The sequence below is a fragment of the Acetobacter aceti NBRC 14818 genome, from assembly GCF_000193495.2.
GTDB classification, from domain to species: domain Bacteria; phylum Pseudomonadota; class Alphaproteobacteria; order Acetobacterales; family Acetobacteraceae; genus Acetobacter; species Acetobacter aceti.
The window spans coordinates 2,312,915-2,336,885 of the sequence record NZ_AP023410.1 but is presented as its reverse complement, the minus strand read 5'-3'; the positions used below and the strand labels follow the sequence as shown (position 1 = coordinate 2,336,885).

The 23,971-nt window shown below is 55.6% G+C and carries 22 protein-coding genes and 1 tRNA gene; 16 read left to right on the top strand and 7 right to left on the bottom strand.

Going from position 1 to position 23,971, the window contains the following annotated elements:
• Window positions 1–173 precede the first annotated feature (173 nt).
• The 6 genes from EMQ_RS10680 (at window position 174) to EMQ_RS10655 (ending at window position 6,379) form a co-directional block, all read left to right on the top strand.
• A complete protein-coding gene (locus tag EMQ_RS10680; RefSeq protein WP_010668110.1) occupies window positions 174–1,340 on the top strand; it encodes a cysteine desulfurase family protein in 1,167 nt (388 codons plus the stop codon).
• A 24-nt stretch (window positions 1,341–1,364) separates the two neighbouring features.
• Window positions 1,365–1,679: a ferredoxin family 2Fe-2S iron-sulfur cluster binding protein gene (locus EMQ_RS10675; protein ID WP_026200076.1), complete on the top strand. Its 315-nt coding sequence runs from the start codon at window positions 1,365–1,367 to the stop codon at window positions 1,677–1,679.
• Between the two features lie 72 nt (window positions 1,680–1,751).
• The gene (gene mnmA, locus EMQ_RS10670) at window positions 1,752–2,831 is read left to right on the top strand and encodes a tRNA 2-thiouridine(34) synthase MnmA (RefSeq protein ID WP_010668112.1); all 1,080 of its coding nucleotides are present in this window, start codon (window positions 1,752–1,754) and stop codon (window positions 2,829–2,831) included.
• Window positions 2,832–2,914: 83 nt separating this feature from the next.
• Window positions 2,915–3,703 carry a response regulator gene (locus EMQ_RS10665; protein ID WP_010668113.1) on the top strand — a complete coding sequence of 263 codons (789 nt, stop codon included), beginning with the start codon at window positions 2,915–2,917 and terminating at the stop codon, window positions 3,701–3,703.
• Window positions 3,704–3,717: 14 nt separating this feature from the next.
• On the top strand, window positions 3,718–5,076 hold the full coding sequence (locus tag EMQ_RS10660) for an ATP-binding protein (RefSeq protein WP_010668114.1): 1,359 nt from the start codon (window positions 3,718–3,720) through the stop codon (window positions 5,074–5,076).
• Window positions 5,077–5,329: 253 nt separating this feature from the next.
• Window positions 5,330–6,379, top strand: coding sequence for a CorA family divalent cation transporter (locus EMQ_RS10655; RefSeq protein ID WP_010668116.1), 1,050 nt, complete (start codon window positions 5,330–5,332; stop codon window positions 6,377–6,379).
• Window positions 6,380–6,539: 160 nt separating this feature from the next.
• Here EMQ_RS10655 and EMQ_RS10650 read toward each other — a convergent pair whose 3' ends face one another.
• The 3 genes from EMQ_RS10650 to EMQ_RS10640 form a co-directional block, all read right to left on the bottom strand.
• The gene (locus EMQ_RS10650; protein ID WP_018308026.1) at window positions 6,540–8,729 is read right to left on the bottom strand and encodes a prolyl oligopeptidase family serine peptidase; all 2,190 of its coding nucleotides are present in this window, start codon (window positions 8,727–8,729) and stop codon (window positions 6,540–6,542) included.
• A 193-nt stretch (window positions 8,730–8,922) separates the two neighbouring features.
• A tRNA-Ala gene (locus EMQ_RS10645) sits at window positions 8,923–8,998 on the bottom strand.
• 93 nt (window positions 8,999–9,091) lie between these two features.
• A complete protein-coding gene (locus EMQ_RS10640) occupies window positions 9,092–9,739 on the bottom strand; it encodes a Maf family protein (RefSeq protein ID WP_010666816.1) in 648 nt (215 codons plus the stop codon).
• A 462-nt stretch (window positions 9,740–10,201) separates the two neighbouring features.
• Here EMQ_RS10640 and hemE point away from each other — a divergent pair, with 462 nt between their 5' ends.
• The 4 genes from hemE (at window position 10,202) to EMQ_RS10620 (ending at window position 12,974) form a co-directional block, all read left to right on the top strand.
• Window positions 10,202–11,209: a uroporphyrinogen decarboxylase gene (hemE, locus tag EMQ_RS10635; RefSeq protein ID WP_018308028.1), complete on the top strand. Its 1,008-nt coding sequence runs from the start codon at window positions 10,202–10,204 to the stop codon at window positions 11,207–11,209.
• A 2-nt stretch (window positions 11,210–11,211) separates the two neighbouring features.
• The gene (locus tag EMQ_RS10630) at window positions 11,212–11,913 is read left to right on the top strand and encodes an HAD family hydrolase (protein WP_010669137.1); all 702 of its coding nucleotides are present in this window, start codon (window positions 11,212–11,214) and stop codon (window positions 11,911–11,913) included.
• A 5-nt stretch (window positions 11,914–11,918) separates the two neighbouring features.
• Window positions 11,919–12,359, top strand: coding sequence for a protoporphyrinogen oxidase HemJ (gene hemJ / locus EMQ_RS10625; protein ID WP_018308029.1), 441 nt, complete (start codon window positions 11,919–11,921; stop codon window positions 12,357–12,359).
• A gap of 144 nt (window positions 12,360–12,503) precedes the next feature.
• A complete protein-coding gene (locus EMQ_RS10620; RefSeq protein ID WP_231367953.1) occupies window positions 12,504–12,974 on the top strand; it encodes a Spy/CpxP family protein refolding chaperone in 471 nt (156 codons plus the stop codon).
• Between the two features lie 126 nt (window positions 12,975–13,100).
• On the opposite strand, the gene EMQ_RS10615 is transcribed toward EMQ_RS10620, so the two are convergent.
• Genes EMQ_RS10615 through EMQ_RS10605 form a run of 3 tightly spaced genes read right to left on the bottom strand, consistent with a single transcriptional unit; the run spans window position 13,101 to window position 14,567 of the window.
• Window positions 13,101–13,406, bottom strand: a complete 306-nt coding sequence (locus EMQ_RS10615) for a hypothetical protein (RefSeq protein WP_010668346.1) — start codon at window positions 13,404–13,406, stop codon at window positions 13,101–13,103.
• Between the two features lie 14 nt (window positions 13,407–13,420).
• Window positions 13,421–13,945: a hypothetical protein gene (locus tag EMQ_RS10610; protein ID WP_018308030.1), complete on the bottom strand. Its 525-nt coding sequence runs from the start codon at window positions 13,943–13,945 to the stop codon at window positions 13,421–13,423.
• Window positions 13,946–13,973: 28 nt separating this feature from the next.
• Window positions 13,974–14,567, bottom strand: coding sequence for a phage tail fiber protein (locus EMQ_RS10605; RefSeq protein ID WP_010665796.1), 594 nt, complete (start codon window positions 14,565–14,567; stop codon window positions 13,974–13,976).
• A 204-nt stretch (window positions 14,568–14,771) separates the two neighbouring features.
• Between EMQ_RS10605 and EMQ_RS10600 the strand changes: the two genes are divergently transcribed.
• From EMQ_RS10600 to EMQ_RS10585, 4 genes are all read left to right on the top strand, one after another.
• Window positions 14,772–15,500, top strand: a complete 729-nt coding sequence (locus EMQ_RS10600; RefSeq protein WP_010665798.1) for an IclR family transcriptional regulator — start codon at window positions 14,772–14,774, stop codon at window positions 15,498–15,500.
• Between the two features lie 87 nt (window positions 15,501–15,587).
• Window positions 15,588–15,989 (top strand): GlcG/HbpS family heme-binding protein, encoded by a 402-nt coding sequence (locus tag EMQ_RS10595; protein ID WP_010665799.1) that lies wholly within the window; start codon window positions 15,588–15,590, stop codon window positions 15,987–15,989.
• 45 nt (window positions 15,990–16,034) lie between these two features.
• A complete protein-coding gene (locus tag EMQ_RS10590; RefSeq protein WP_010665800.1) occupies window positions 16,035–17,264 on the top strand; it encodes an MFS transporter in 1,230 nt (409 codons plus the stop codon).
• Window positions 17,265–18,041: 777 nt separating this feature from the next.
• The gene (locus EMQ_RS10585; RefSeq protein WP_010665801.1) at window positions 18,042–19,769 is read left to right on the top strand and encodes a Hint domain-containing protein; all 1,728 of its coding nucleotides are present in this window, start codon (window positions 18,042–18,044) and stop codon (window positions 19,767–19,769) included.
• A gap of 203 nt (window positions 19,770–19,972) precedes the next feature.
• Here EMQ_RS10585 and EMQ_RS10580 read toward each other — a convergent pair whose 3' ends face one another.
• Window positions 19,973–21,124: a pyridoxal phosphate-dependent aminotransferase gene (locus EMQ_RS10580; RefSeq protein ID WP_010668659.1), complete on the bottom strand. Its 1,152-nt coding sequence runs from the start codon at window positions 21,122–21,124 to the stop codon at window positions 19,973–19,975.
• Between the two features lie 165 nt (window positions 21,125–21,289).
• Here EMQ_RS10580 and EMQ_RS10575 point away from each other — a divergent pair, with 165 nt between their 5' ends.
• Both EMQ_RS10575 and EMQ_RS10570 read left to right on the top strand, forming a co-directional pair.
• Window positions 21,290–22,603 (top strand): Nramp family divalent metal transporter, encoded by a 1,314-nt coding sequence (locus tag EMQ_RS10575; RefSeq protein ID WP_010668660.1) that lies wholly within the window; start codon window positions 21,290–21,292, stop codon window positions 22,601–22,603.
• A 360-nt stretch (window positions 22,604–22,963) separates the two neighbouring features.
• Window positions 22,964–23,971 carry a formamidase gene (locus EMQ_RS10570; RefSeq protein ID WP_026200080.1) on the top strand — a complete coding sequence of 336 codons (1,008 nt, stop codon included), beginning with the start codon at window positions 22,964–22,966 and terminating at the stop codon, window positions 23,969–23,971.

The following is a 23,971-nucleotide window of genomic DNA, read 5'->3' as shown; positions in this document are numbered from 1 at the left end:
GGTGTCGCCTTTTGAAAAAGGCGACATTCTCCAAAGCTTTTCGAAAAAAGCTTTACCAAAAACTTTCTAGTGATTTACAGGTGTTTCGTACGCCACAACGTAGCCCCCTTGCACGCTCTTCTGCTTCTAACCATTTTTGTTTCACGAACGCCTCACACACACTGAAAGAGCCCATGCAGGAGATTTATCTCGACAATGCCGCCAGCACGCCATGCGATGCGCGCGTCATGGCGGTCATGGCTCCTCTTTTCGCTGAGGAATTCGCCAACCCGCACAGTGACACGCATGCGCCGGGCAAACGCGCTGCCGAGGCCGTCGAGCAGGCGCGTGGGCACGTCGCTGAGCTGATCGGAGCCGATCCGAGAGAGATCATCTTCACCTCCGGCGCGACGGAAGCGAACAATCTTGCCATCAAGGGAGCGGCACGCTTCCGGATGAAGCAGGGGGACGGACGTAAACGCATCATCGCCGTGGCGACGGAGCACAAATGTGTTCTGGAAAGCGTGCGGGATCTGGCGCAGGAGGGGTTCGAACCCGTCATTCTCGGCGTGGACCACAACGGACGGGTCGATCCCGCCGCCCTCCGGGACGCACTGGCCGTCCCCACGGCACTGGTCAGCATCATGGCCGCCAATAACGAGACGGGCGTGATGCAGGATCTGTCCAGTCTCGGACGCATCGTGAAGGAAGCGGGCGCTCTCCTGCACTCGGACCTTGCACAGGCGGCGGGCAAGATGGCGATCGATGTCCGGGCGCTGGATCTCGATCTTGCCTCCGTTTCCGCTCACAAGATGTATGGCCCCAAGGGTGTGGGAGCGCTCTTTGTCCGCAGACGTCCCCGCGTCCGGCTGGAGCCTCTGTTCTCCGGTGGCGGACAGGAGCGGGGATTAAGGTCCGGTACCCTGCCCTCCACCCTGATCGCAGGATTTGGCGAAGCCGCCCGCATTGCCCGCGCTGAGTGGCAGGCCGATGACCATCGCCTCACCGCACTTGCTCAACAGCTGTTTCATGGCCTGAGAGAGCGGCAGACACCTTTTGTCATCAATGCGCAGGAAGCCCGCCGTCTGCCGGGCATCATCAGCCTCCGGCTGCCCGGCGCTCCGGCCACACGGATCATGGAAGCGCTTCCCGAGATGGCTCTGTCGGTCGGATCGGCCTGTTCTTCGGCGGATCTGGCCCCATCCTACGTGCTGACCGCCATGGGTCTGAACCCTACGGAAGCGGCGGAAAGCTTGCGTCTCTCGCCCGGACGCTTTACCACGCCCGCCGATATCGTGCGTGTGGCAGAGTTGCTTGCCGACGCAGCACAGAGGGTGCGGGCAGAACGCTCCACCCAATAGGATAGACTGAGCGAGAACTCCGAAATGCCTCACATGATTTTCGTCGAGCCCGATGGTACCGAGCGCAAGGTCGATGCGCCTGTTGGTCTTTCCGTTCTGGAGATTGCCCACAAGCACGGCGTCGATCTGGAAGGCGCCTGCGAAGGATCGCTGGCCTGCGCGACATGCCACGTCATTGTCGATCCCTCCTGGGCTCCGAAACTGACGCCTGCGACCGAAGACGAAGAGGATATGCTGGACCTCGCCTTCGGACTTGAGGCAACATCGCGTCTCGGCTGCCAGATCATCATGAGCGATGCGCTGGACGGCCTGACCGTTCGTCTGCCGCGCAAAAGCTGAGTCCATCCCGGTCCCGTCGGAAGAACGACGGCGGAGGCCGGACGTTCTTCCCGTGAAAGGGGTCTGACCATCATGCGTATTCTCGTTGCCATGTCCGGAGGCGTTGACAGTTCCGTTGTCGCCGCGCGTCTGGTCGAACAGGGGCATGAGGTCATTGGCGCCACGCTGCAACTCTACGACACCCGTGGAGAAGCCAAGAAGGGCGCATGCTGTGCGGGTCGTGACATTCAGGACGCCCGCGAAGTCGCGGAACGGCTGGGCATCCCGCATTACGTCATCGACGCTGAAGAGCGCTTCCGTGAGAGCGTGATCGAGCGCTTCGCCAGTTCCTATGCTCAGGGTGAAACGCCTGTTCCCTGCGTCTCCTGCAATCAGGGCGTGAAGTTCACCGATCTGCTCGGCCTTGCGAAAGATATCGGCGCGGACGCCATGGCGACCGGCCACTATGTCCGTCGTGTCGAAGGTTCCAGCGGAGCCGAAATGCACCGCCCCGTGGACGCTGACCGCGACCAGAGCTGGTTCCTGTTCGCCACCACCCGTGACCAGCTCGACTATCTGCGTTTTCCACTGGGCGAGATGCCCGACAAGGACGCCGTGCGGCAGGAAGCCGAGCGGTTCGGTCTGCTGGTCGCCGACAAGCCGGACAGTCAGGACCTGTGCTTCATCCCCAAGGGCAACTACTCCGATCTGGTTGAGACACTTCGCCCCGACACGCGCGGTGAAGGCGAGATCGTGGACCGTCAGGGTAACATCCTCGGCCACCATGAAGGCGTGACGCGCTTTACCGTCGGTCAGACCAAGCGCCTCGGTGATGCCGCCCAGATCGCTGGTGAGCGGCAGATGGTCGTGGCGATCGAGCCCGGCAAGCGACGTATTGTCGTGGCCCCGCGTGAAAGCTCCATGGTGACGGTCTGCCAGCTACGGGACATGAACTGGCTCATCACACCTCCAGAGGAAGGTGTGCGCTGCATGGTGCAGCTTCGCGCCCGCGAGAAGCCCCGCGCCGCCACGGTCCGGCCTGTCGGCACTGGCGCAGAAGTCGTTCTGGATGAGCCTGCGCTTCCCGCTCCGGGGCAGGCCTGTGTGCTTTACGACGGCACCCGCGTGCTGGGAGGCGGCCTGATCTGCCGCACGACTGAACAGGCTGCATAGCTGAATTGCGTCTCGTTCTCGACTGCCAGCAACAAAGCGACTAGAGTTTCAGTCTGTTTCACGAACCGAACCATGCGAAAAAAATGAATCAACAAGCCTCGCACGACGCCGATTTGCAGGATCTCCCGACCCGTATTCTCGTGGTTGAGGACGACGCCGGCATGCGAACCCTCCTGAGCCGGACGCTTCAGGCGGACGGTTATCGCATCCGTGCGGTTCCTGACGCCCGTTCCATGTGGGAAGCACTTGAAACCGAGACAGCCGATCTCATCATTCTTGACGTGATGATGCCCGGCATGAACGGTCTCGACCTGTGCCGCAGCCTCCGGCAGGGCGGGATCAAGGGCGGCGTGGAGGACGCGTCCTTCGCTCATATCCCCATCATCATGGTCTCCGCGCGTGGCGAGGAACTTGACCGTGTTCTGGGGCTCGAACTCGGGGCTGATGATTACGTCGCTAAGCCGTTCGGGCAGAAGGAACTGCTAGCCCGAGTGCGCGCTGTCCTCCGGCGTGGCCAGAACAGTGCGGCCCCAGCCGTCGCCGCCGGGCGTCAGCGCAGGGAAGTCATCAACTTCGCCGGCTGGTCGCTCGATCTGCGCCGCCGCGAACTGTATGACCCCACTGGCGCCGTGGTCGAAATTTCCGGTGCCGAGCATGATCTGCTGGTCAGTTTCCTCGATAATCCGCAGCGTGTCATCGGACGCGACCGGCTGCTCGAACTCTCCCGCACCCGGCTGGGCGATGTGTCCGACCGATCCATCGACGTGCTGGTCAGCCGTCTGCGCCGCAAGCTGGGCACGGAAGCCGACAACCTGATCCGCACGGTCCGGGGACAGGGCTATATCTTCACCGCTCCGGTTGAACGGGTCTGACAGCGGACATTTCCGTGCAGCAGGACAGCGCTGCTCCGCGTGAAAGACTGATCCGTCTCTGGCCACGGGGCCTTATGGGGCGCGTGCTGTTCGTGCTTCTGGCGTCGATCGGCATCGTCTTCGTCGCCAGCTGGACGCTCTACGAGCACGCGGAAGCCTATATCGAGGACAGCGACCGTTTCGACCTGATCGGGGAACGGCTGGCCACCGATGTCCGCGTGATCAACGGCGCGCCCGCCAATACCCGTGCGATGCTGTCCACCATGCTGTCCACGGACGACCTGCGCATCAACTGGCGGCCTGCAACGGCTGTGCATGAGGTTCATCAGGAACCCAAGGGCATGAATCAGCTGCATGCACGGCTGGTAAAGGCCAATCCCATTCTCGGCCATTCCGCATTACAGCTCTACACTGGCGGGGCCGGACGCTGGACGGATATCGGCGGCACGGTCGAACTCAACGACAGGAGCCAGATCTCCTTCACCGCACCTGACATTCTTCGCAGTCATGTCGTCACGCAGGGACTGGCGACAGCCGCCATCGTCACGCTGGCGGTCCTGTTTGTCGCAGCCATGCTGGTGCATGCGCTCAGCCTGCCTCTACGGGCGCTCGCCACGGTCGCCGACACGATAGGCGCCGGAGACTGGGAGCCGATTGCCGAGAAGGGTCCGAAAGAGGTCCGGCGTCTGGCGCACGCGATCAATGCGATGCAGACCCGTATCACGCATCTGATCGAAGACCGCACCGAGGCTCTTGCGGCGGTGTCGCATGATCTCCGGACTCCGCTGGCGCGCCTGCGTCTGCGCGCCGGTTTTATCGGCGATGCGGAGGCGCAGGACGCCATCGAAGCCGATATCGACGAGATGGAAGCGATGGTGGACGGTGTGCTGGCCTATCTCTCAGGGGAGAAGGAAAGGGAGGCCATCCGTTCGACGGACCTGGCGGCTATCCTGATGACCATCATGGACAACGCCACGGATCGGGGTGATACCGTGACCTATGAAGGCCCGGACCGGCTGCCGCTCGTGCTGCCATCTCTGGCCATAAAGAGAGTTTTCACCAATCTCGTTGAAAATGCCCTGCACTATGCCGGGTCGGCCGCCATCTCCGTGCATCTGACGACAGACCATGTGATCGTGAATATCGATGACGATGGACCGGGTATTCCGGAATCTGAAATAAGCCGCGTCACGACCCCATTCTATCGCGTGGAATCTTCACGATCCCGTCGAACCGGCGGACTTGGTCTGGGTCTCGCCATCGTCACGCGTGAAGTGGAACGGGCGGGCGGGACGTTCTCCCTGTGCAATCGTCCGGGCGGCGGCCTGCGGGCGCAGGTCATGCTGTCTCTCCACCGCACGTCCATCCCCTGATCAGATCAGAACAGTCGCGTCGGGTTACGCTACCAAGTTTGTTGACCGTTTTATGTCAGTATTTGTCAGCGTTCTGCGGAAATCCTTCCGCAACGCACGGTGTTCCCACAGAAAAATGTCAGCCTCCTGACGGAGACGATGCATTGTCAGTCAATCTATCCTGTGCAAGATCACTGACCATATTGATATTGAGACATACAGTCTCTTATCTGCCCCGTTTTTCCTGACACACGAATGAAAGGAGGGAGACGTAATGCCGACAGCAAAAACAGCCATTCCGCTTCCTTCCGAGGTCAACAATGCGCTGGCCGATGGTCTGGTGTGGGCTATCCATTGCCAGCCCGAGAATGCGTCGGAAAACACACCCGCCAAACTGTCACCCGAAGACGCGACCCGCTGTCTGGAGGATATGTCTTTCCCGGCAGATGGCTGGGCATGGCTGCATTTCGACATTGTGCACACCCTCTCACGGGCGCAAGTCGAGGCCATTCCCACACTGACCGAAGATGCCATACAGACCCTGACCAGCACGGATGTCGGGCCCCGGCTCGAAGGAGACGATGACCTCGTTTACGGCGCTCTTCCGGCTTTCGACGACGCAGCCTCAGACGATGACCGCGATGTCTGTGTCTGGCGCTTTGCCATGCGTCCCAATCTGCTGATCACCACGCGTCGTCATCCCGTTCCAGCGCTTGGGGTGGTGTATCGGGAACTGCATCGCAAGAAGATACCGGATAACCCGGCGGGTCTTGTGGACATGGCCTTGCTGGAATTTGCCGATACGGCCCGGCGCACGCTTTCCCGTCTGGATGATCAGCTTGATCGCGCCGAAGATGTGCTGCTGCTGCTCGACCGCGATACGGATCTTGGACGAATGGGCGGTATGCTTGGTCAGGTGCGTCGTCGTTCAACCGAACTGCGTCGTGTCATCTCACCGGTCAATCGTATCCTTCATGATGAAGAACTGGAAATTCCTGAATGGGCCGAAGACGATCTGAAAGATCGTTCGGAGCGGCAGATTCACGGCGCGCTGGATGACCTTCTGGCGCTTCAGGATCGCGCCCGTTCCTTGCAGGACGAACTGACATCGGGGCAGGCGGAAGAAACGAACAGACGGCTTTACATCGTTTCCGTTGGAACGACCCTGATGCTGCCCGCAACGTTTGTGACCGGCTTCTTCGGCATGAACACGGCCGGCATGTTTCTGACGAGCGGTGAATGGGGAACCGTCATCGCCGGAGGGCTGTGCTTCCTGATCATGCTGGGAACATGGCTGGTCCTGAAAGTGACCCGCCTGCTGTGAAGTCTAATTGGCTTTCATTCAGTCAAAAGTTTTTGGACGCTGCCTTTTTTCAAAAAGGTAGCATTCTCTGAAGCTTTTTGAAAAAAGCTTTACCAAAAATTCTTATGACTCCAGAAACGTTGAGAGATAGGAATATTGTTTCCAAGGAGCAGTTGGGCATTTACTGACCCGACATAAGCTGCTGGGCCAGATAGACTGCCTCAAGCGCCCGTTCGTGTGCGATTTCCTCCGCATTTACAGTCCCTGAGTGACCGCCTTCCACATCTTCATAATAGAAAAATGGCTTTTTCAGCGCTTCCAGTCGCGCAGCAAATCGTCGCGCATGCACCGGACCGACGCGATCATCGGATGTCGAAGTGAAGATAAAAGGCGTGGGATACTGCACGTCAGCTTTCAGGTGCTGCAGAGGTGAGATCGACTCAAGAAAATGCGCTTCGTCAGGATTTTTCATTGATCCATATTCGTCTACCCACGAAGCTCCTGCAGCGAGGCTTTCATAATTGATCATGTCGAGAAGCGGCACCCCCATGATCACTGCTTTCCAGAGTTCGGGATGCTGTGTGAAGGCGACGCCCATGAGCAGTCCGCCATTGGACCGACCGCGAATACCCAGCCTGTCACGCGATGTGATCTTTCTTTTCACCAGATCACGCCCGACGGCAGTAAAATCGTCAAAGATCCTTTGGCGATGGATCGTTTTTCCTGCCTCATGCCACGCAGGTCCAAACTCTCCGCCACCACGAATATTGGCGACAGCGTAAACGCCGCCATGAGTCAGCCAGGCGCGACCGATAACCGGATCATAACGAGGCGTCACAGAAGCAAGAAAACCACCATAAGCCGTCAGAAGGGTGGGATGCGTGCCATCCCGCGTCATATTCCTTGGCCGGATAAGGAAATAGGGAATTTCAGCTCCATCGGATGAACGAGCCTGAAGCTGCTCAACGGCAAGATCATTCGCATTGAACAGTGGCTTTGTCTGCCGGATTTTTTCCACTCCCGCCTGACTGGCGCCGACCAGCCAGAGTTCCGGGGGTGACAGAAAACTTTCCACTTTCAGAAAAGCTGCGTCGCTAGATTGATCTATATCGACAATATGAACGGATGACATGTCCGGAAGAGGTAATACCACCTGATGCCAGTGCTCATTGACGTCAGGTGAAGCATGCAGAACCATGACCCGTCCCTGAACATGCTCCAGATAGGTCACGATAATCGTATTTCTGGTAACAGCTGCGTCTTCAAGAACTTTTCCGGATTCAGGAGTAAACAGAATCTCCGGTTTGGCCTGCGGATCATGTGGATCCAGTGCAACCAGACTACCGGCAGGAATTTTGTTCTCATCAGTTGGGGTCCAGTCTTCTTCAAGGCTGAAGACAAGTGTGCCGTGAATCATGCCCTTCAGATCAACCCGATCAGGCAGTGTCAGCCAGCGCAACGTTCCTTTCTGCCTGCCCTGAAAAGCTGTTTCCATCCCTTCAAGAACGGCAAACCGGCTGGAAAAGAATTCCGGAGAGCGCCTGACAAGAAAGATCCTGTTTCCATCACCATCTGTCACAACCAGTGGATCGACAGCGACATCATCCTTCTCACCCCTGTAAATCTCGAGCGCCTGATCAAAAGGTTCATTTCTGACAACACGCCTGATCACGAACGGATAGCCGGATGAGGTCAGCATGGCTCCGGTTCCATCCCAGTCACGCGTCACCAGAAGTGTGTCCCGATCCACCCAGGCAGCGCTCTGCTTGGCGCGGGGCAATGTAAAACCGTTCAGAACGAACAGACCTGCCTGCGTGTCATATTCCCTCAACGTCCGGGCATCTTCTCCGCCAGACGAGAGTGCGACCAGACAATAGCGCTCTTTCGGTTTAAGACAGTCAGCGCCTTCAAATACCCAGTTTTCGTGCTCTCTGGAAGCAAGAGCGTCGATATCCAGTTTTGTTTGCCAACCTGTCAGAATCTGGCGGTAGGACGCCAGCGTCGTGCGTCTCCAGATACCGCGCGGATGATGCCCGTCCTGCCAGAAATTCCAGATATTTCCGCCCAGAAACGCGGGCTCATCAAGACGGTCCTTACTCTGTTCAGCGGAAAGGATCTGATCGTAAAAATCCCGATACCGTGGGTCCACTTCCAGCACGGAAACTGTCTTGCGGTTCTGACGCTCGACCCAGTCCTGAGCCTGAGCACCGTGAATCTCGTCGAGATAGGTGGGAACGCCAGAGGGGAGCGCTTCAGGCTGCTGGGCCAGAGCAGAAACTGTCAGCAGAACCGACAGCGTCATGGCCAGACCAATTCCCCAGTCCGAAGACCGGAAATAGGATTTTTCACGGGGAAAAAGTCTGGCTGTCATCAGAAACCTGAATGTTCTGTTCGATAATATACCAACCGTATCACAGGGAGCCGTCTGACATGTTAAAGGCAGCCGCTCTGTAATTTATGGGTGACCATTCAGGGTGCGACAGGAACGCAACAACATACGGGGCGAGACCTGATGATCTCACAACAATAATTTTCTAATTTTATGGATATTGAACCAGAAAATCTGGTGGAGCCAATCGGGATCGAACCGACGACCTCCTGAATGCCATTCAGGCGCTCTCCCAACTGAGCTATGGCCCCATCAGGACGTCCTGTCTGTGACAGACCGTCCGGGTGACGCGCATATATCCTGTTGGTGTGACCGTGACAAGCCCTTTAATTCCGGTCCCTCACCTAGCTGGCAAGGACATCGAACGATCTGAGCGCTGCGAACAGGGGAAGAAGCGGGAGGCCAAGAATGGCGGAATATTCACCTTCAATCCGGCTGAAAAGCTGGATACCCGGCCCTTCAAGCCTGTAAGCGCCAACGCTGGCGAAACACGCCTCGCCCTCCGCTTCCAGATAGGCGTCAAGGAACGTATCCGAAAAATCGCGCATCACGAGTTTCGGCTCTTCAATATGTGACCAGACCGTTTCACCGCCGCTGCACAGCACGACCGCACTATGAAGAAAGTGCGTCCTATTCCTCAGACGACATAACTGCTCTCTGGCGGACTGGCGGGAGGCCGGCTTGTCGAACCACTCCCCTTCACAGCTCAGCATCTGATCCGCTCCAATGACAAAGGCGTCACGCTGTGCGGTCTCACGACTGACTGCCTCCGCCTTTGCCGTCGCGAGACGCAGGGCAACGCTTGCAGCACTTTCCCCAGCCTGACGACCTGCTTCCTTATAGAGAGACTCATCAATCGCCTGCGTGCGAACGGTGAAAGCAACACCACTGTCCCGCAGAAGGGTCTGTCGTGCAGAAGAGCCGCTGGCCAGAATCAGAGAGAAACAGGAAGGCGTCAGTACTTCAGATTCACCAGTACTCGAGTCGATCATTTTTCCTGTGCCTTCCATTCCGATGAGATGAGCAAGGATAACCCATCATTCAGTCCGTTAGTACTTCAGTGAGTACTGTACCGAGTACTTTGTGCGGTACTGGGGTACATGGGGATAGTACGGAGTATCATCACAGTCCGTACCGAGTACCGTGGACAAGTGAGTCTTCGCCCGACACTGTGAGTTGTACACAGGGGTTCTGGGGGTTTTTCTGGATAACTCCCGAAAACCCTTATTTTCCGAAGGGATACATTCTGTACACAGTCGGGGAAAACTGGGGTACATTTTCGGAAAGGTGGGTACCCCGACATACACACCCCCTAAAGAAACCTCATCATTTCTTTATTTTCTTTTATTCGTTAGAGATGAGGGACTGATGAAACGGACGGTAGACGGATAGTGAACGCCCCATACGGACCCGATGAGAACCGACGACTTCTCCGCACACTGAAGGGCGAGGCCATGTGGCCACCGCCAGTCTGGCTGATGCGTCAGGCCGGGCGTTTCCTGCCGGAGTTCCGGGCGCTTCGGGAAAAGGCCGATTTTCTGACACGGTGCATGACGCCGGAACTGGCGACGGAAATCACGCTGCAACCCATCCGCCGTTTCGCCATGGATGGAGCCATTCTGTTCTCGGATATTCTCGTGCTGCCGTGGGCCATGGGACAATCTCTGGAATTCATTGAAAAGCGCGGCCCTGTTCTCACCCCAATCCGCAGTCGGGCCGATCTGGACAGACTGGACCCAAAGCGTATCCCAGAGCGTACGGCTCCTGTCGCGGAAACCCTGCGGCGGGTAAGGAAAGCTCTTGGCGGTCAGGTTGGCATTGCCGAACCTAACACCGTCACGCTGATCGGTTTTGCCGGCGCACCCTTCACGGTGAGTTGCTACATGGTCGATGGCGGCAGTTCCAAGGAGTTCGCCCAGACCCGTCTGATGGCGTATAGCGATCCCGCGCTCTACGACCGTCTGATTGATCTTCTGACCGAAACGACGGCTTCCATGCTGGCGGATCAGATTGAGGCTGGTGCGCAGGCGGTCATGCTGTTTGATTCCTGGTCCGGGCTGCTCCCGCCGCGGGAATTCCGCAAGCATGTCATCAAGCCCACGCGCCAGATCGTGAAGTTTCTGAAAGAGCGTTATCCGGACGTGCCGGTGATCGGGTTCCCACGGCTCGCCGGTGTCATGGCTCCGGAATATGCCCGGGAAACAGGCGTGGACGCGATGGCGCTCGATACCAGTGCTGATCTGACCACGGTCGCTTCACAGGTCCGCTCCGATCTGGTTCTGCAGGGTAATCTTGATCCGGTTTCCGTGCTGGCGGGTGGCGAGGCCATGTTGCAGGAAGCGCTGGCAATCCGGGAAGCCGGGCGCGGACGTCCGCATGTGTTCAATCTGGGGCATGGCGTTCTGCCCGAGACGCCGACCGAGCATGTCGGTGATCTGATCGCAGCACTGCGGACTGTCTGATCATGACATCCGCACTTGCTCCCGATGGGCGGTTACAGCTTGTCATTTTCGATTGCGATGGTGTGCTGATCGACAGTGAAGGCACAAGCTGTCGTCTGATTGCTGAAGACGCCCGTCAGGCCGGGTGGGATATCACCGACGAAGAAGCCATGACGCAGTTTGGCGGCAAGGCTCTGACGCTTCTGAAGACGGAAATCGAGGAGAGGACCGACACCACTCTTCCGCAGGACTGGCCTGTTCTCATGAGGGATCGTTTTGTTGAATCCTTCAACGTGTCTGTCGATACGATCGACGGCGCCCGGGATATGCTGGAAAAGGTTGCAGCGCTTGGACTGCCGGTTCGGGTCGGATCGAATTCATCCATGCTGGAGATGAATGCGAAATTCCGAACGAGTGGTCTGGCTGAATTGCTGGAAGGTCGTATCCATTCAGCAGCCGACATGAATGCGCCCAAGCCCGATCCTGCCGTCTATCTGAAGGCGGCGGAAGCCGAGGGTATTCCGCCTGAAAACTGTGTTGTCATCGAAGACAGCGATACGGGTGCAAAGGCGGCTCTTGCGGCGGGAATGACCTGCGTTCTTCTGAGACGTGAACCTGCGCCAATTCCGTCATGGCCCGGTCTGGTCAGGATCAATGCGTTGTCCGAGTTGCCTGTCCTGTTAGGGGATGCGCTGGCTCAGCAGAAAAAGGCCAGCGCGTCGTGAGTGAAATGCTTCTGCCCTGGTATCTGTGGATCAAGGCGTTTCACGTCATGTCGGTCATGGCGTGGATGGCAGGGCTTTTTTATCTGCCCAGACTGTTTGTCTATCACTGTCAGGTTACGGCCGGTTCTGAGGAAAGCGAGCGTTTCAAGATTATGGAACGCCGCCTTCTGCGGGCAATTACGACCCCGGCGATGATCTCATCCCTGCTTTTTGGGGGGCTTCTTGTCAGTATTCCGGGTGTAATAAGCTGGTCTTATGGTTGGTGGGATGTGAAAGTGGCTGCTCTTGTCGGCATGTTCATCTTTCACGGTTGCTGTGCCCGTTGGCGTAAAGAATTTGATTGCGACAGAAATACACATTCAGAACGATTTTACAGAATAGCGAATGAAGTGCCGACAGTTCTCATGATGGTTATTGTTATCATGGTGATTGTTAAACCATTTTAATAAAAGCGTCTTTCATTAAATGGATAGAATAGCCTTACATTTCGTAGCAAACCTGCGATTTTTTTGACACTTATGATTGGTCTTCTTGCTCTCAGGAAAACGGAGAGCAGCAGGTCTCTGCCGTTTGAAGAATGGATGGTGATTATGTCACGTAGTTCTTTTCTGATTGCTGCTATGACTGTTGGCGCACTGGCTGTGGGACAGGCTCATGCCCAGCCTCCCATGGGACCACATGGATGTGGCCACGGTGGACTTCCCTTTCTCGAGGGTGTGAACCTGACGGCGAAACAGAAAGATTCGGTCAAGAAAATCTTCAAGGAAGGCCATGAAGGCATGAAAGCCCTGCACAAGCAGGAGCATGACCTTCATGATCAGTTCGAAGCCATCATGCTGACACCGGGTAAGGTTGATCAGGCGAAGCTGGATGCGCTGGTAACGGAACAGAATGCTCTGGACGCGAAGGAAAATGCGGCAAGACAGGCGACAGCCGTCAAGGTGCATGACGTTCTGACGGCTGAGCAGATCTCTGCTGCAAAAGATCGTCATGACAGGATCCGTGCTCTGCAGGATCAGATTCATGCCATCGAGCATGCTGACAGCAAGGGTGACGAGTAATCGTTACCTGAATTGTGAGTGGTTTTAATCCGTTTCTATAAATCTGTCTGAACGGATTGATTGCCGATTTAAAAAAGTGCCTTTCCCTGACAAGAAGGAAAGGTACTTTTTTGTTTTGATCTGAAATCAGGGTTTGGTCTGTTTGACATCAAGGCCAAGGTTTTCCGCAACTTCTGAGCGATCCTTGGTGGTGGGAACCATGATTGCTTTTCTGTCGGGTTGATAGGCGCTGGCGTTCCATCCCCGTGCCTGCCCCACGGCGCTGACAATATGATAAATGTTGATCCAGCGGGATTCTTTTGACGGAGGTTTCCAGAAGCGCATGATCAGGGCGCAGGTTGCAATGATAAAGGAGATGATTGCGGTTGTAGTGGCGAGGTAGGAAGGCGGTATGAATTGTAATATGTTATTGATAAGTGTTGTTATATCCATAAATTTTTTCTTTTTCAGAGTCCGCCGTAAATAGTTTGTCCACCATTATCAGTGATATAGGAAATGATGGTGGTGGCTCCTGCTTCAAGACTGACATCAGGCTTTGTGCCATCCTTGTAATGGGCGGAAGGTAAAGAGACAGCAATTCCACCCCCGGCAGGTTGATGAACAATCAGGGTAAGACGCTGTAGAATACCTGCTGTTCCGCCAGTCAGAGATAGGGTGAGTGGCATATTTGGTGTGATATCGTAGGTAATGTCACCCTGTGCGGGGAAATTAATCTGCAGGAGACTACCTGGGTTTGTAATGATTTTTACGGGCGGGGGCGTAGTGTCTGTTGTGCCTGAAGAAGAGCCTGATCCTGACTGAACGATCAATCCTGTTGTAGGCGTTGTTGCGTTGTTTTTGGCGAACTCGCGGGGATCCATGCCATTTTCAGGAAAGAGCGGAAACTTGTTTACTTGATCATTATGGTAACTGTCGGACATGAAGGAAAGTGTCTTTTGTTTTTGAAGGATTTCAGAGAAAATCCTGTTCATGTTTAATCATGAAACAGGATTTTATATTCTAGTTTTTTACGGAAATTGATAGAAGATTTGCATTCAACCAGAGAGATGTTCCATCTCCGGGATCGGAAGTGGGCAATCCCTGCATCAACTGGGACAGAACCTGATTGAGCTGGGATAATGTAAGTGTGGCGCTACCGGAGTCTGATGTCGAAGTGCTGCCTGCCATGGCAGGAGTCATCACACCGGCAGAAACAGAGACCGGTTGACGGGCGATAAGACCAGTTCCGCTTTCCGTCGTTCCGATCTGTTCATTTGTCGAGAAAAATCCTTCCCGTTGAATCAGTAATGATAAATATTCAGCAGGTACAGAATAAGTTTGTCCTACACTGACAGTGCGGGGGGAAACTGCCCAGGCGACAAGAGGTTCGGAAGTCGATGTATTGTCAGCGTAAAGGGCCAGTGCGGTTACATAGCCCCAGGATGTGGTCGCATAACCAAAGCTGCAGGACTGGGAAACAGACAGTGTACGTCGTCCGTCGCCAAGCGGCGTAAAGGCTATGGCCTGTCTGGCGTAACCTCCGCCCGTGGCCTCCATGGCGACAGAAGCCGGACCGGTTACCAGAAGACCCAGATATCCCTTGAAAAATGCCAATGATTTTCTCTTTATGTATTCGGGAGCATATGCTCATGATTTTTTGTCAGATGATTATGAACGTCCCCACATAGGCATAGGAAGCGACCTGATCGCGCCAACGGTCGGTCAACGCCGTTACAGGTGTCGCTGTATTTCGGGAGCAGGAAAGAAGCATAATTTTGCCATTGGCTGCATCACCATACATGTGCTTACAACAACAGCATGACCAGAGACCCCAAGCTGATCCAGTCTGTTGAACGGGCCGCCGTCATACTGGAGATCATCGCGCAGCAGGGCGGTGCTGCGCCACTCAGACAGATCGCCGCTCTGGCTGGTATCCGCAAAACGACCGCGCATAACATTCTGCAAACGCTAAATAGCCTTGGCTATGTCCGGCGACGCACCGGGGATATGCGGTATTACCTTGGTAGTCGCATCCTGAATCTGGCGCGTATCGCGGGAAATGACAGTGCCACACGTACGAAATTAAGACCTGTTCTGGAAACCATCGCACACAAAACCGATCAGACCGTCTGGCTCGCCGTGCCAAGCGGAGACGAGGCAGCCTATCTCGACATCGTGGATTTCAGAAATCCGGACAGGGCCTCCGTGCATGCCCCTTTCAGAGAGAAGCTGGAAGGCTCCGCGGTGGGACTGGTGTTTCTGGCGTTCATTCCAGGTATGGCCAGACGTCTGACCCACTCTCTCACCGATGCTGCCACCTCCTCCGCTATCGAGGAGATCGAAGCAGTGCGCGCCAGAGGCTATGCGCTGGATCTGGAAAATTATCACCCCGGCATCCACGGTGTCGCCATCCCCTGGCGGGAGAATGGCGAGGTGCTGGCTAGCCTATGTGTCACCGGCCCCGCTGCCGAGCTGCCGCAACAGAAGCTGGTACAGATGGCATGGATGATGATGAAGCTTCAAACGGATTCCGTTCAACCATGTTGAATAAATCTGTATTTCACGCTCTGCCATATTCCATTGTGGGCTAACCGCCTTAGCCTGCGGATTTTTCCGTACGATTGAGGATGTCCGATGAAACTTTCTGTTGCCTCCGCCATGATCGAGGCTGCCCTTGCCGAGGCTGAAAAGCTGAAAGTGGCGGTCTGCATCACTGTTGTGGACGCAGTCGCATGGCCCGTAGCCTTTGTCCGTATGGATGGCGCGCCACTCGGGGTAATTGATGTCAGCAGCAAAAAGGCGAAGACGGCCGTTCTGTTCCACATGGACAGCGAGGCGTTCGCCAAGGTCGCTCACCCTAATGGTGAAGCCTATTCACTCGAAAACACGAATGGCGGTCTCACCAGCTTCGGCGGCGGTCTGCTCCTGAAAACTGCGAATGGCACAATCGCCGGCGCCATTGGTGTTTCGGGAGCCAGCACCGAGGATGATATTGCTATTGGCCGTATCGCCGCCCGTGTGCTTACACCTGCCTGATCACAAGCGTCCTGTTTCCCTGACAGGCTTATACCCGGATCTTTCATGACGACAGATACTGCTCCAGCCGCTGCACCTGCCGAGTTTGCCCCCGTGCCGGTCCCGCCACCACATGGTCGCGCCGCTGCTTTCCTTGTTCTGACTTTCGGCACATTTGTGGTCGGCACGGGTGAGTTCGCCATCATGGGGATGTTGCCCGAGTTTGCGGCCTCGCTGAAACTTTCGACCGCTGACGCGGGTTACGCCATTACGGCCTATGCCCTAGGCGTGGTGATCGGCGCACCGCTGATCACCATCATGGGGGCGCGACTGTCCCGGCGTGAACTGCTGTTGCTGCTTTATGTGCTGTTCTGCGGCGGCAATCTGCTCAGCATCGTCATGCCGACCGCAGGGCTGATCGAGATCGGACGATTCATTACGGGCCTCCCACACGGTGCGCTGTTCGGCATCTCCGCACTTGTTGCGGCGTCGATGGTCGATCATTCCCGGCGGGGCTGGGCGGTAGGCCGGGTCCTGTCCGGCATCGCCATCGCCACACTGGTCGGCGCACCTTTCTCGACATTTGCCGCCGACCATTTCGGCTGGCGTGTGTCCTATCTGATCATCGGCCTGTGCGGTCTGATCACCTTCGCGGGCGTCTGGCGTTACATCCCTGCGGACAAACCCAACCGCAAGAACTCTCCGCTGAAGGAAGTGACGGCGCTGTTCAATACACAGGTCCTGCTGACGCTGCTCACTGCCGCCGTGGGGTTTGGTGGCATGTTCACTATCTATACCTATCTCACCAGCGTTCTTCAGAATGTGACCCATGTGCCTGAATGGGAAATCATGACGTTCATGATCGTCTGGGGTGCGGGCATGCTTGCGGGGGCGAATGTCGGAGCTTGGCTGGTTGACCGCAACCTCTCGCTGGCCGCTATTCTGGCGCTCTCGGGAAGTGCGGTCGGGATGCTGATGTTTCCGTTCGTGCTGCATAACCCGGCATTGCTTATGATCGATGTTTTCCTGATCCCGACCTTTGTGAATGCTCTCGGTCCGGCTCTTCAGACCCGGCTCATGGACTTTGCCGGAGACGCCCAGACACTCGCTGCTTCACTTAACCATTCGGCGTTCAATGTCGCCAACGCCATGGGGGCCTCGCTGGGGAGTGCGCTGCTTGCGGCCCAGTACAGCTATGGCTCTCTCGGGATCGGAGCGGCCCTGCTGTCTGTCGGAGGTCTGGTGGTCTACCTTCTGGCGCTTGCCCTACTCAAGAGATCTTTGGTTCCTGCCTGATTGCTATTGATGATTTACCTGTTTGACCCGGGAGCCATCGGCTTCCGGGTTTTTTCGTGAGCAGGTCTCAATCATCGCCTGTAGTGGTGAAAGAACTGCTCTTGTCAGGGTAGGGATTTGGGTCTCTCGCTTTGCTCGTTGGTTTGTGTCTGTAGAGCATCGTCTATGAACTTTTGTGGCCCCTTACTCCCCCCCGATACGATAAAAATCTGCTTTTCGCTGCCAGTTTTTTCAGAACTGGAACAGAGAATAATGGCTTGAGGTACGCTTTCTGAGGTGTGCCGTCAGTTAATCCGGGTGACAGCTAAGACGAGTTGAATGTTGCGTGTTGCTATGCGGATGAACAATTCAGTCTGGCACAAAAGCATCTGATTTTAATGCAGCGAAAAGCTGGTTTCTCCCAGAGGGATGACTGCTGTCATCTGCCTGTTCCCGAAGCATTACGGACGGCGCTGTGTCATATCCTTGTCAGCGATGAACAGCTCTTGGATCGACTTTATTCGGCCGAGTGACTGCGCTCATGACTTGTTGTTTCGAATTTGTAATTTAATACGAAATTTAAATTACAAATTCGAAAATTCCTTCAACATCAATGTGCTTGCACTTTAAAATTACGACGTATTACCAAATTCTTAACGTGACCTTTTAAAAGCCATAATATAAAACGAAAATTATCAACTGGAGCATGTCACCCCGACGTGACAGCAACGAAATCCATGCCGGGAAACCTCTGGTCACCCCGTCTGGTGGACGATCATAAAACTATAAGGGAATGGAATGGCCACAGTAATCTGGACTGGCGCAGCAAGCAACGACTGGACCGTTTCGGACAACTGGCAGGGTAGCAGCTGGAATGGGAATAATGTCCCCCAGAGTTATGACGCTGTGGTGTTCAATGAAGGGGCGAATGTCGTTCTGTCGCAGGATGCGTCTGTAGGCGGTATTACTGTGAACGGAGCTGCAACCCTTTCATCGGATGGGAAATCACTCAACAATGGCAATTATAGCCTTTCTCTTTCACAAGGCGCTGTACTGACCCTGAGCGATATCACGCTGACGACGAAGGAAATAGCAGGTGATCCAGCCAATGCTACCATCGTTCTGAAGGAAGCCGATCTGACTCTTCAGTATGGAAACACACTGAAGGGAACAGTAATCTTCAATGATGTAAGCAATTCTGACGGCAGTATCGGCGGTTCAACGCTCAATGTCGTTTATTATAATAGTAGCAATACCTCCAGCGCTGTCATAAAGAATTTCAGCAATTACGATAAAATCATCATCTCAGGAAACGAGCCAGATAATGTCCATCTCGTTCTGAACAGTGATGGTGTTACCTACAGTTTGCAGGGCACGCTCTGGGAAGCGACTCAGACGCTTTTCAATAATATCAGTCTGGCGGCAGGTGTAACGCCGAGTGACTTCACCTATACACAAAACAACGATGGCACCTACACATTCGCCTGTTTCCTTGCGGATTCCATGATCCTTACACCGCAGGGAGACGTGCCTGTTCAGGATATCCTGATTGGTGATGAGGTTGTGGCTATGGTCAACGGTCTTCCTGAAATCAGGAAGGTTGTCTGGACAGGTGTCACGCATGTTTCCGTAAGCGCCGATCTCCCGGATGATGAGGCCGGCTATCCGGTGCGTATTCTGAAAGGGGCGTTCAGCCAGAATGTGCCCTGGAAAGACATGCTGATTACGTCAGAACATTGTCTTTATCTTGAAGGCCGATTCATTCCGGTCCGTCTTCTCGTCAATGGTCGTTCGATCTTCTACGACAGGACAATCACGTCCTATGATTATTATCACGTGGAGACAGAGCAGCATTCGATCCTGTCGGCTGATGGTGTGCTGACAGAAAGTTATCTCGATACCGGCAACCGTTCCTCTTTCCGGCAGTCCGGCACAGTGGCAGCTCTACCGATATCGCGTGCCCTGTCATGGGAAAATAACGCCGCCGCTCCTCTGGAAGTCAGTCCGTCTTTTACCGCGCCCCTGTTCCATCAGATTGAAACGCGCGCCGTGCATAATGGATTGGTCAATCGCACGCCTCGTTCCGAGACAACAACCGATCCACAACTGCGTCTGATGACTGATGACGGCACTCTCATTCCTCTTGAGCGACAGACTGGTCAGTTTGCGTTCTTTGTCATTCCTGCGGGTGTGAAATCGGTCCGTCTTCTTTCCCGCTCAAGCCGTCCGCATGATGCCGTTGGAGCGTATGTCGATGACCGACGCTCGCTCGGTGTGCAGGTTGGACGCATTGTGGTGTCTCAGGGCAAGAGCAGCCATGTTCTTACACGTCATCACCAGAGCGATCCTCTGGATGGCTGGTTTCCGTCTGAATCTTCTGGTGCACGTTGGACTACCGGAAAGGCCGCATTGTCGCTTGAAGACATTGACCCGACACAGGAAGGACTTCTGGCGGTCGAAATTCTTTCGGCAGGACCTTATATTATTGAAAGCACGTCTGTTCCCTCGGAGAAGCTGACAGCCTGATGCGATGGAGAGAACGGAAATCTTCTTGTTGTGAAAGAAGAAAATAAAAGACGGTTTGCTATAGGAAAAACACGTTGCCAGACCAAACGGCTTCGCAGAAGTGACAAAAGTTTTTGGTTCTTTTTTCAAAAAGAATAGAAAGCCATTTCTCATTCACTTCTGATGCAACGAGAAAAGCAGAAAACACCCTGATCTGAAAAAGATCAGGACGTTTTTGCCTCTGCCGTCCGCTCAATAAACCACGGTGTCATCCGGCGAATGGCCTCTCTGATCCGGTTCGTCGACACGGCGAAACTGAACCGGATGAAATGCTTCCCGTCCACCGGATCGAAGTCGATACCGGGGGCCGTCGCCACGCCGGTATCCTCCAGCAGTCGGGTGCAGAAGGCGAGACTGTCATCCGTCAGATGACCAATATCGGCGTAGATGTAGAAAGCGCCATCGGGTGGGGCGATATGCCGCAGCCCCCAGACGGGCAGGGCTTCAAGCAATAGATCCCGATTACGTCGATAGGTTTCCAGATGACCGTCAAGTTCATCATGGCAATCGAACGCCACCAGAGCCGCATGCTGGCTTAGTGAGGATGGCGTAAGAAACATGTTGCCCATCCGTGCCTTCACGGCGTCGATCCGGTCTTCAGGGGCGACAAGCCAGCCGAGCCGCCACGGCGCCATGCTGAAATATTTGGAGAAGCTGTTCACCACCAGTGCAGTGTCGTCATATTCGAGAACGCTGTGCGCTGGTTCTCCAAAACTCAGGCCATGATAGATTTCGTCAGAGATGATGCGAATGCCCCGCGCACGGCAGACTTCCACGATCGCGGACAGTTCTTCCGCCGAAAGGATGGTGCCGGTCGGGTTGGCGGGGCTGGCAATGATCAGTCCATCCGGTGCCGGAGACAGGGCGGCGACAGCCTCTGCCGTCAACTGGAAGCGCACCGACTCACCGCAGGGAATCTCGACGGCTTCCATGTGAAGCGCGCGGAGCGTGTTGCGATAGGCCACATAACCCGGCCTTGCCAGCGCCACCCGCATGCCCGGTACGAAGCAGCTTGTCAGGGCCAGCACGAGCGCAACCGAAGCTCCCGCAGTCAGCGTGATCTGCTCGGGCTTTACCGTCACGCCGTAGCTGTCGGCATAATGCCGGGCAATCCGTTCCTTGAGTGGGTCGCTCTCCCAGTAGCCCATCGGATCGGTGTCCAGCACATGATGCGCCCGGGCTACCGCTGCTTTCGGCGCACTGGTCGAGGGCTGCCCAAATTCCATGTGAATGATGCTTCGACCGTCCGCCGCAAGACGATGCGCCAGCGTGCTGAGCGTCACGGTGTGAAACGGATCAATCTCGGGAACAGTCATCAACACGGTCCGGAAGGTTGCGGGAGGGCGTTCATCCTGCCTCAAACTTTTTGTTCCGGCCATGCTGGGCAGGAATTGATGAATATTTTCCTGATGCAATCCTGTATAGCATTGTGCATATTGCAGGGACGAACCCGCTCTCACCAATAAAATCAGAGACCGACCGTGCCGAACGCAGACAGTCCCCGCCGCAGCCTTCCGGACGTTTTTGCTACTGTCCGCGTTCCCGGTCCCGGAGCTTCCACGCTGAAACGGTTCCTTGCTTTTGTCGGGCCGGGCTATCTCATCTCGGTCGGCTATATGGACCCCGGCAACTGGGCGACGGATCTGCAGGGCGGGGCGCAGTTCGGCTACGCCCTGCTCAGTGTCATCCTGCTCTCCAACCTGATGGCGATCCTGCTTCAGGCTCTGTCGGCCCGGCTTGGCATCGCGACGGGGCTGGATCTGGCGCAGGCCTGCCGGGAACGTTTTCCTCGCGGGATCAATCTGCTGCTGTGGATTGCCTGTGAGTTGGCCATCATCGCCTGCGATCTGGCGGAAGTGATCGGCACGGCCATCGCCCTGCAACTTCTGTTCGGGTTCTCCCTGCTAACCGGCTCCCTGCTGTCGGCGCTGGATGCGTTCATCGTGCTGCTGCTGATGGGGCGAGGGTTCCGCTATCTGGAAGCCTTCATCATCGGGCTACTGTGTATCATCGCCGGGTGCTTCGCCGCGCAACTGGTCATGGCCCACCCTCCGATGGGCGGCGTTCTGCACGGTTTCATTCCCACGACCAGCATTCTGACCAACCATGCGATGCTCTACATCGCCATTGGTATCGTCGGTGCGACGGTCATGCCGCACAATCTCTACCTGCACTCGTCCATCGTGCAGACCCGCGCCTATGAGCGCACACCGGACGGCAAGCGCGAGGCCATCCGCTTCGCGACACTCGACAGCACCATCGCTCTGTCACTGGCGCTGTTTATCAACGCCGCCATCCTAATTGTGGCCGCAGCGGCTTTCCATACAACGGGTCATAGTGACGTGGCCGAGATCAGCGTGGCCTATCATCTGCTCTCGCCCGTGCTTGGCGCGGCGCTGGCCTCGACACTGTTCGCCGTGGCGCTGCTCGCGGCGGGAATGAACTCGACCATCACTGGCACGCTGGCTGGTCAGATCGTGATGGAAGGGTTTCTGCATCTGCGTCTGCCCGACTGGGCGCGGCGGCTGGTGACACGCGCCCTCGCCATTGTTCCGGTCGTGATCGCCTCCGTGTGGTTCGGCGACAAAAGCGTGGATAGCCTGCTACTGTTGAGTCAGGTGATCCTGTCGATGCAGCTTCCTTTCGCCGTGGTGCCGCTGGTCTGGTTCGTGACGCGACGCGACATGATGGGACCGTTCACCATCTCCCGGCCTGTCGCAGGACTGGCCTGGCTGGTGTCGGGGATCATTCTCGCGCTGAACTTCAAACTGCTTTACGATACGCTGATGGGGTGAGGGAGTGGAGGCGGCAGTCACAGGGAACGTTACGGATATTCCTGTCTTTTTACTCCAGACTAAAGAAATTTCTGATCTGGATAAAATGTCTTCCGGAGAAAACAGAGGTCATCACCAGAGACTATTTAATACCTCGAGGTGTTCGTAGGCTTTGGTATGAACCATGCTGGCGTCAAGTGATGAGAAAACGCCAATTCTCATCTTTCATATGATGAAATGTTTTTTAACCTTACGTCAAACGACGTATGGGCCTGAATCCCCATGTTGCGTGACGGTTGCTCCATGGATCGGAGATGACACATCTGCGGTCCGCTGTCTGACTGGCCGAATATGGCTGTCGTTTTTGCAAAGGAGCGGTTCATGGGAAGCACAGGGAGCGTAAGTGCGTGGGAAGAGGCTCTTCTGATCGCACTAATTCAATATCCGGTCCCGGTCATCAAAGGTCCTGAGGATATCCAGACACAGGTTGATCAGATCTGCCGCGCAGTTGATTCAACCAAGGCCGGATACCCGGACCTGGACGTCATTGTGTTCCCGGAATATTCGACACAGGGCCTGAATACGTCGATCTGGACTTACGACGAAATGCTGCTGACGGTCGAAAGCCCGGAAATCACCCGTTTCAAGGAAGCCTGCAAGCGCAACGATGTGTGGGGCGTCTTCTCGCTTATGGAGCGAAATGAAGATCCGTCGCTGCCTCCGTACAATACAGCTATCATTATCAACGCTGATGGTGAGATCGCACTGCATTACCGCAAATTGCAGCCTTGGGTGCCGATCGAGCCCTGGTCGCCAGGAAATTTCGGAATGCCGGTCTGCGATGGTCCCAAGGGATCACGTCTGGCTGTCTGCATCTGTCATGATGGCATGTTCCCTGAACTGGCACGCGAGGCAGCCTACAAGGGTGCAAATGTCTACATCCGCATTTCCGGTTATTCCACCCAGGTCAACGATCAGTGGATCTGGACCAACAGGACCAACGCCTGGCATAATTTGATGTATACCATATCCGTCAATCTGGCTGGATATGACAATGTGTTCTATTATTTTGGTGAAGGTACAGTCTGTAATTACGACGGCAATGTGATCCAGCAGGGACATCGCAATCCCTGGGAAATCGTTACGGCTGAACTGTTCCCTCGCCTTGTGGACAAGGCGCGAGAAAACTGGGCTCTGGAAAACAATATTTTCAATCTTGGATGTCGTGCCTATGTCGGTAAACCGGGTGGCGAGAAGGCCAATTATCTGACCTGGGTACGCGATCTCGCCGCTGGAGAATACAAGCTTCCCTGGGATAACAAGGTCCGGATCCGCGATGGCTGGAAATATTATCCGGACGGCGTGAAACTCGGTCCGATGCCCAAATAA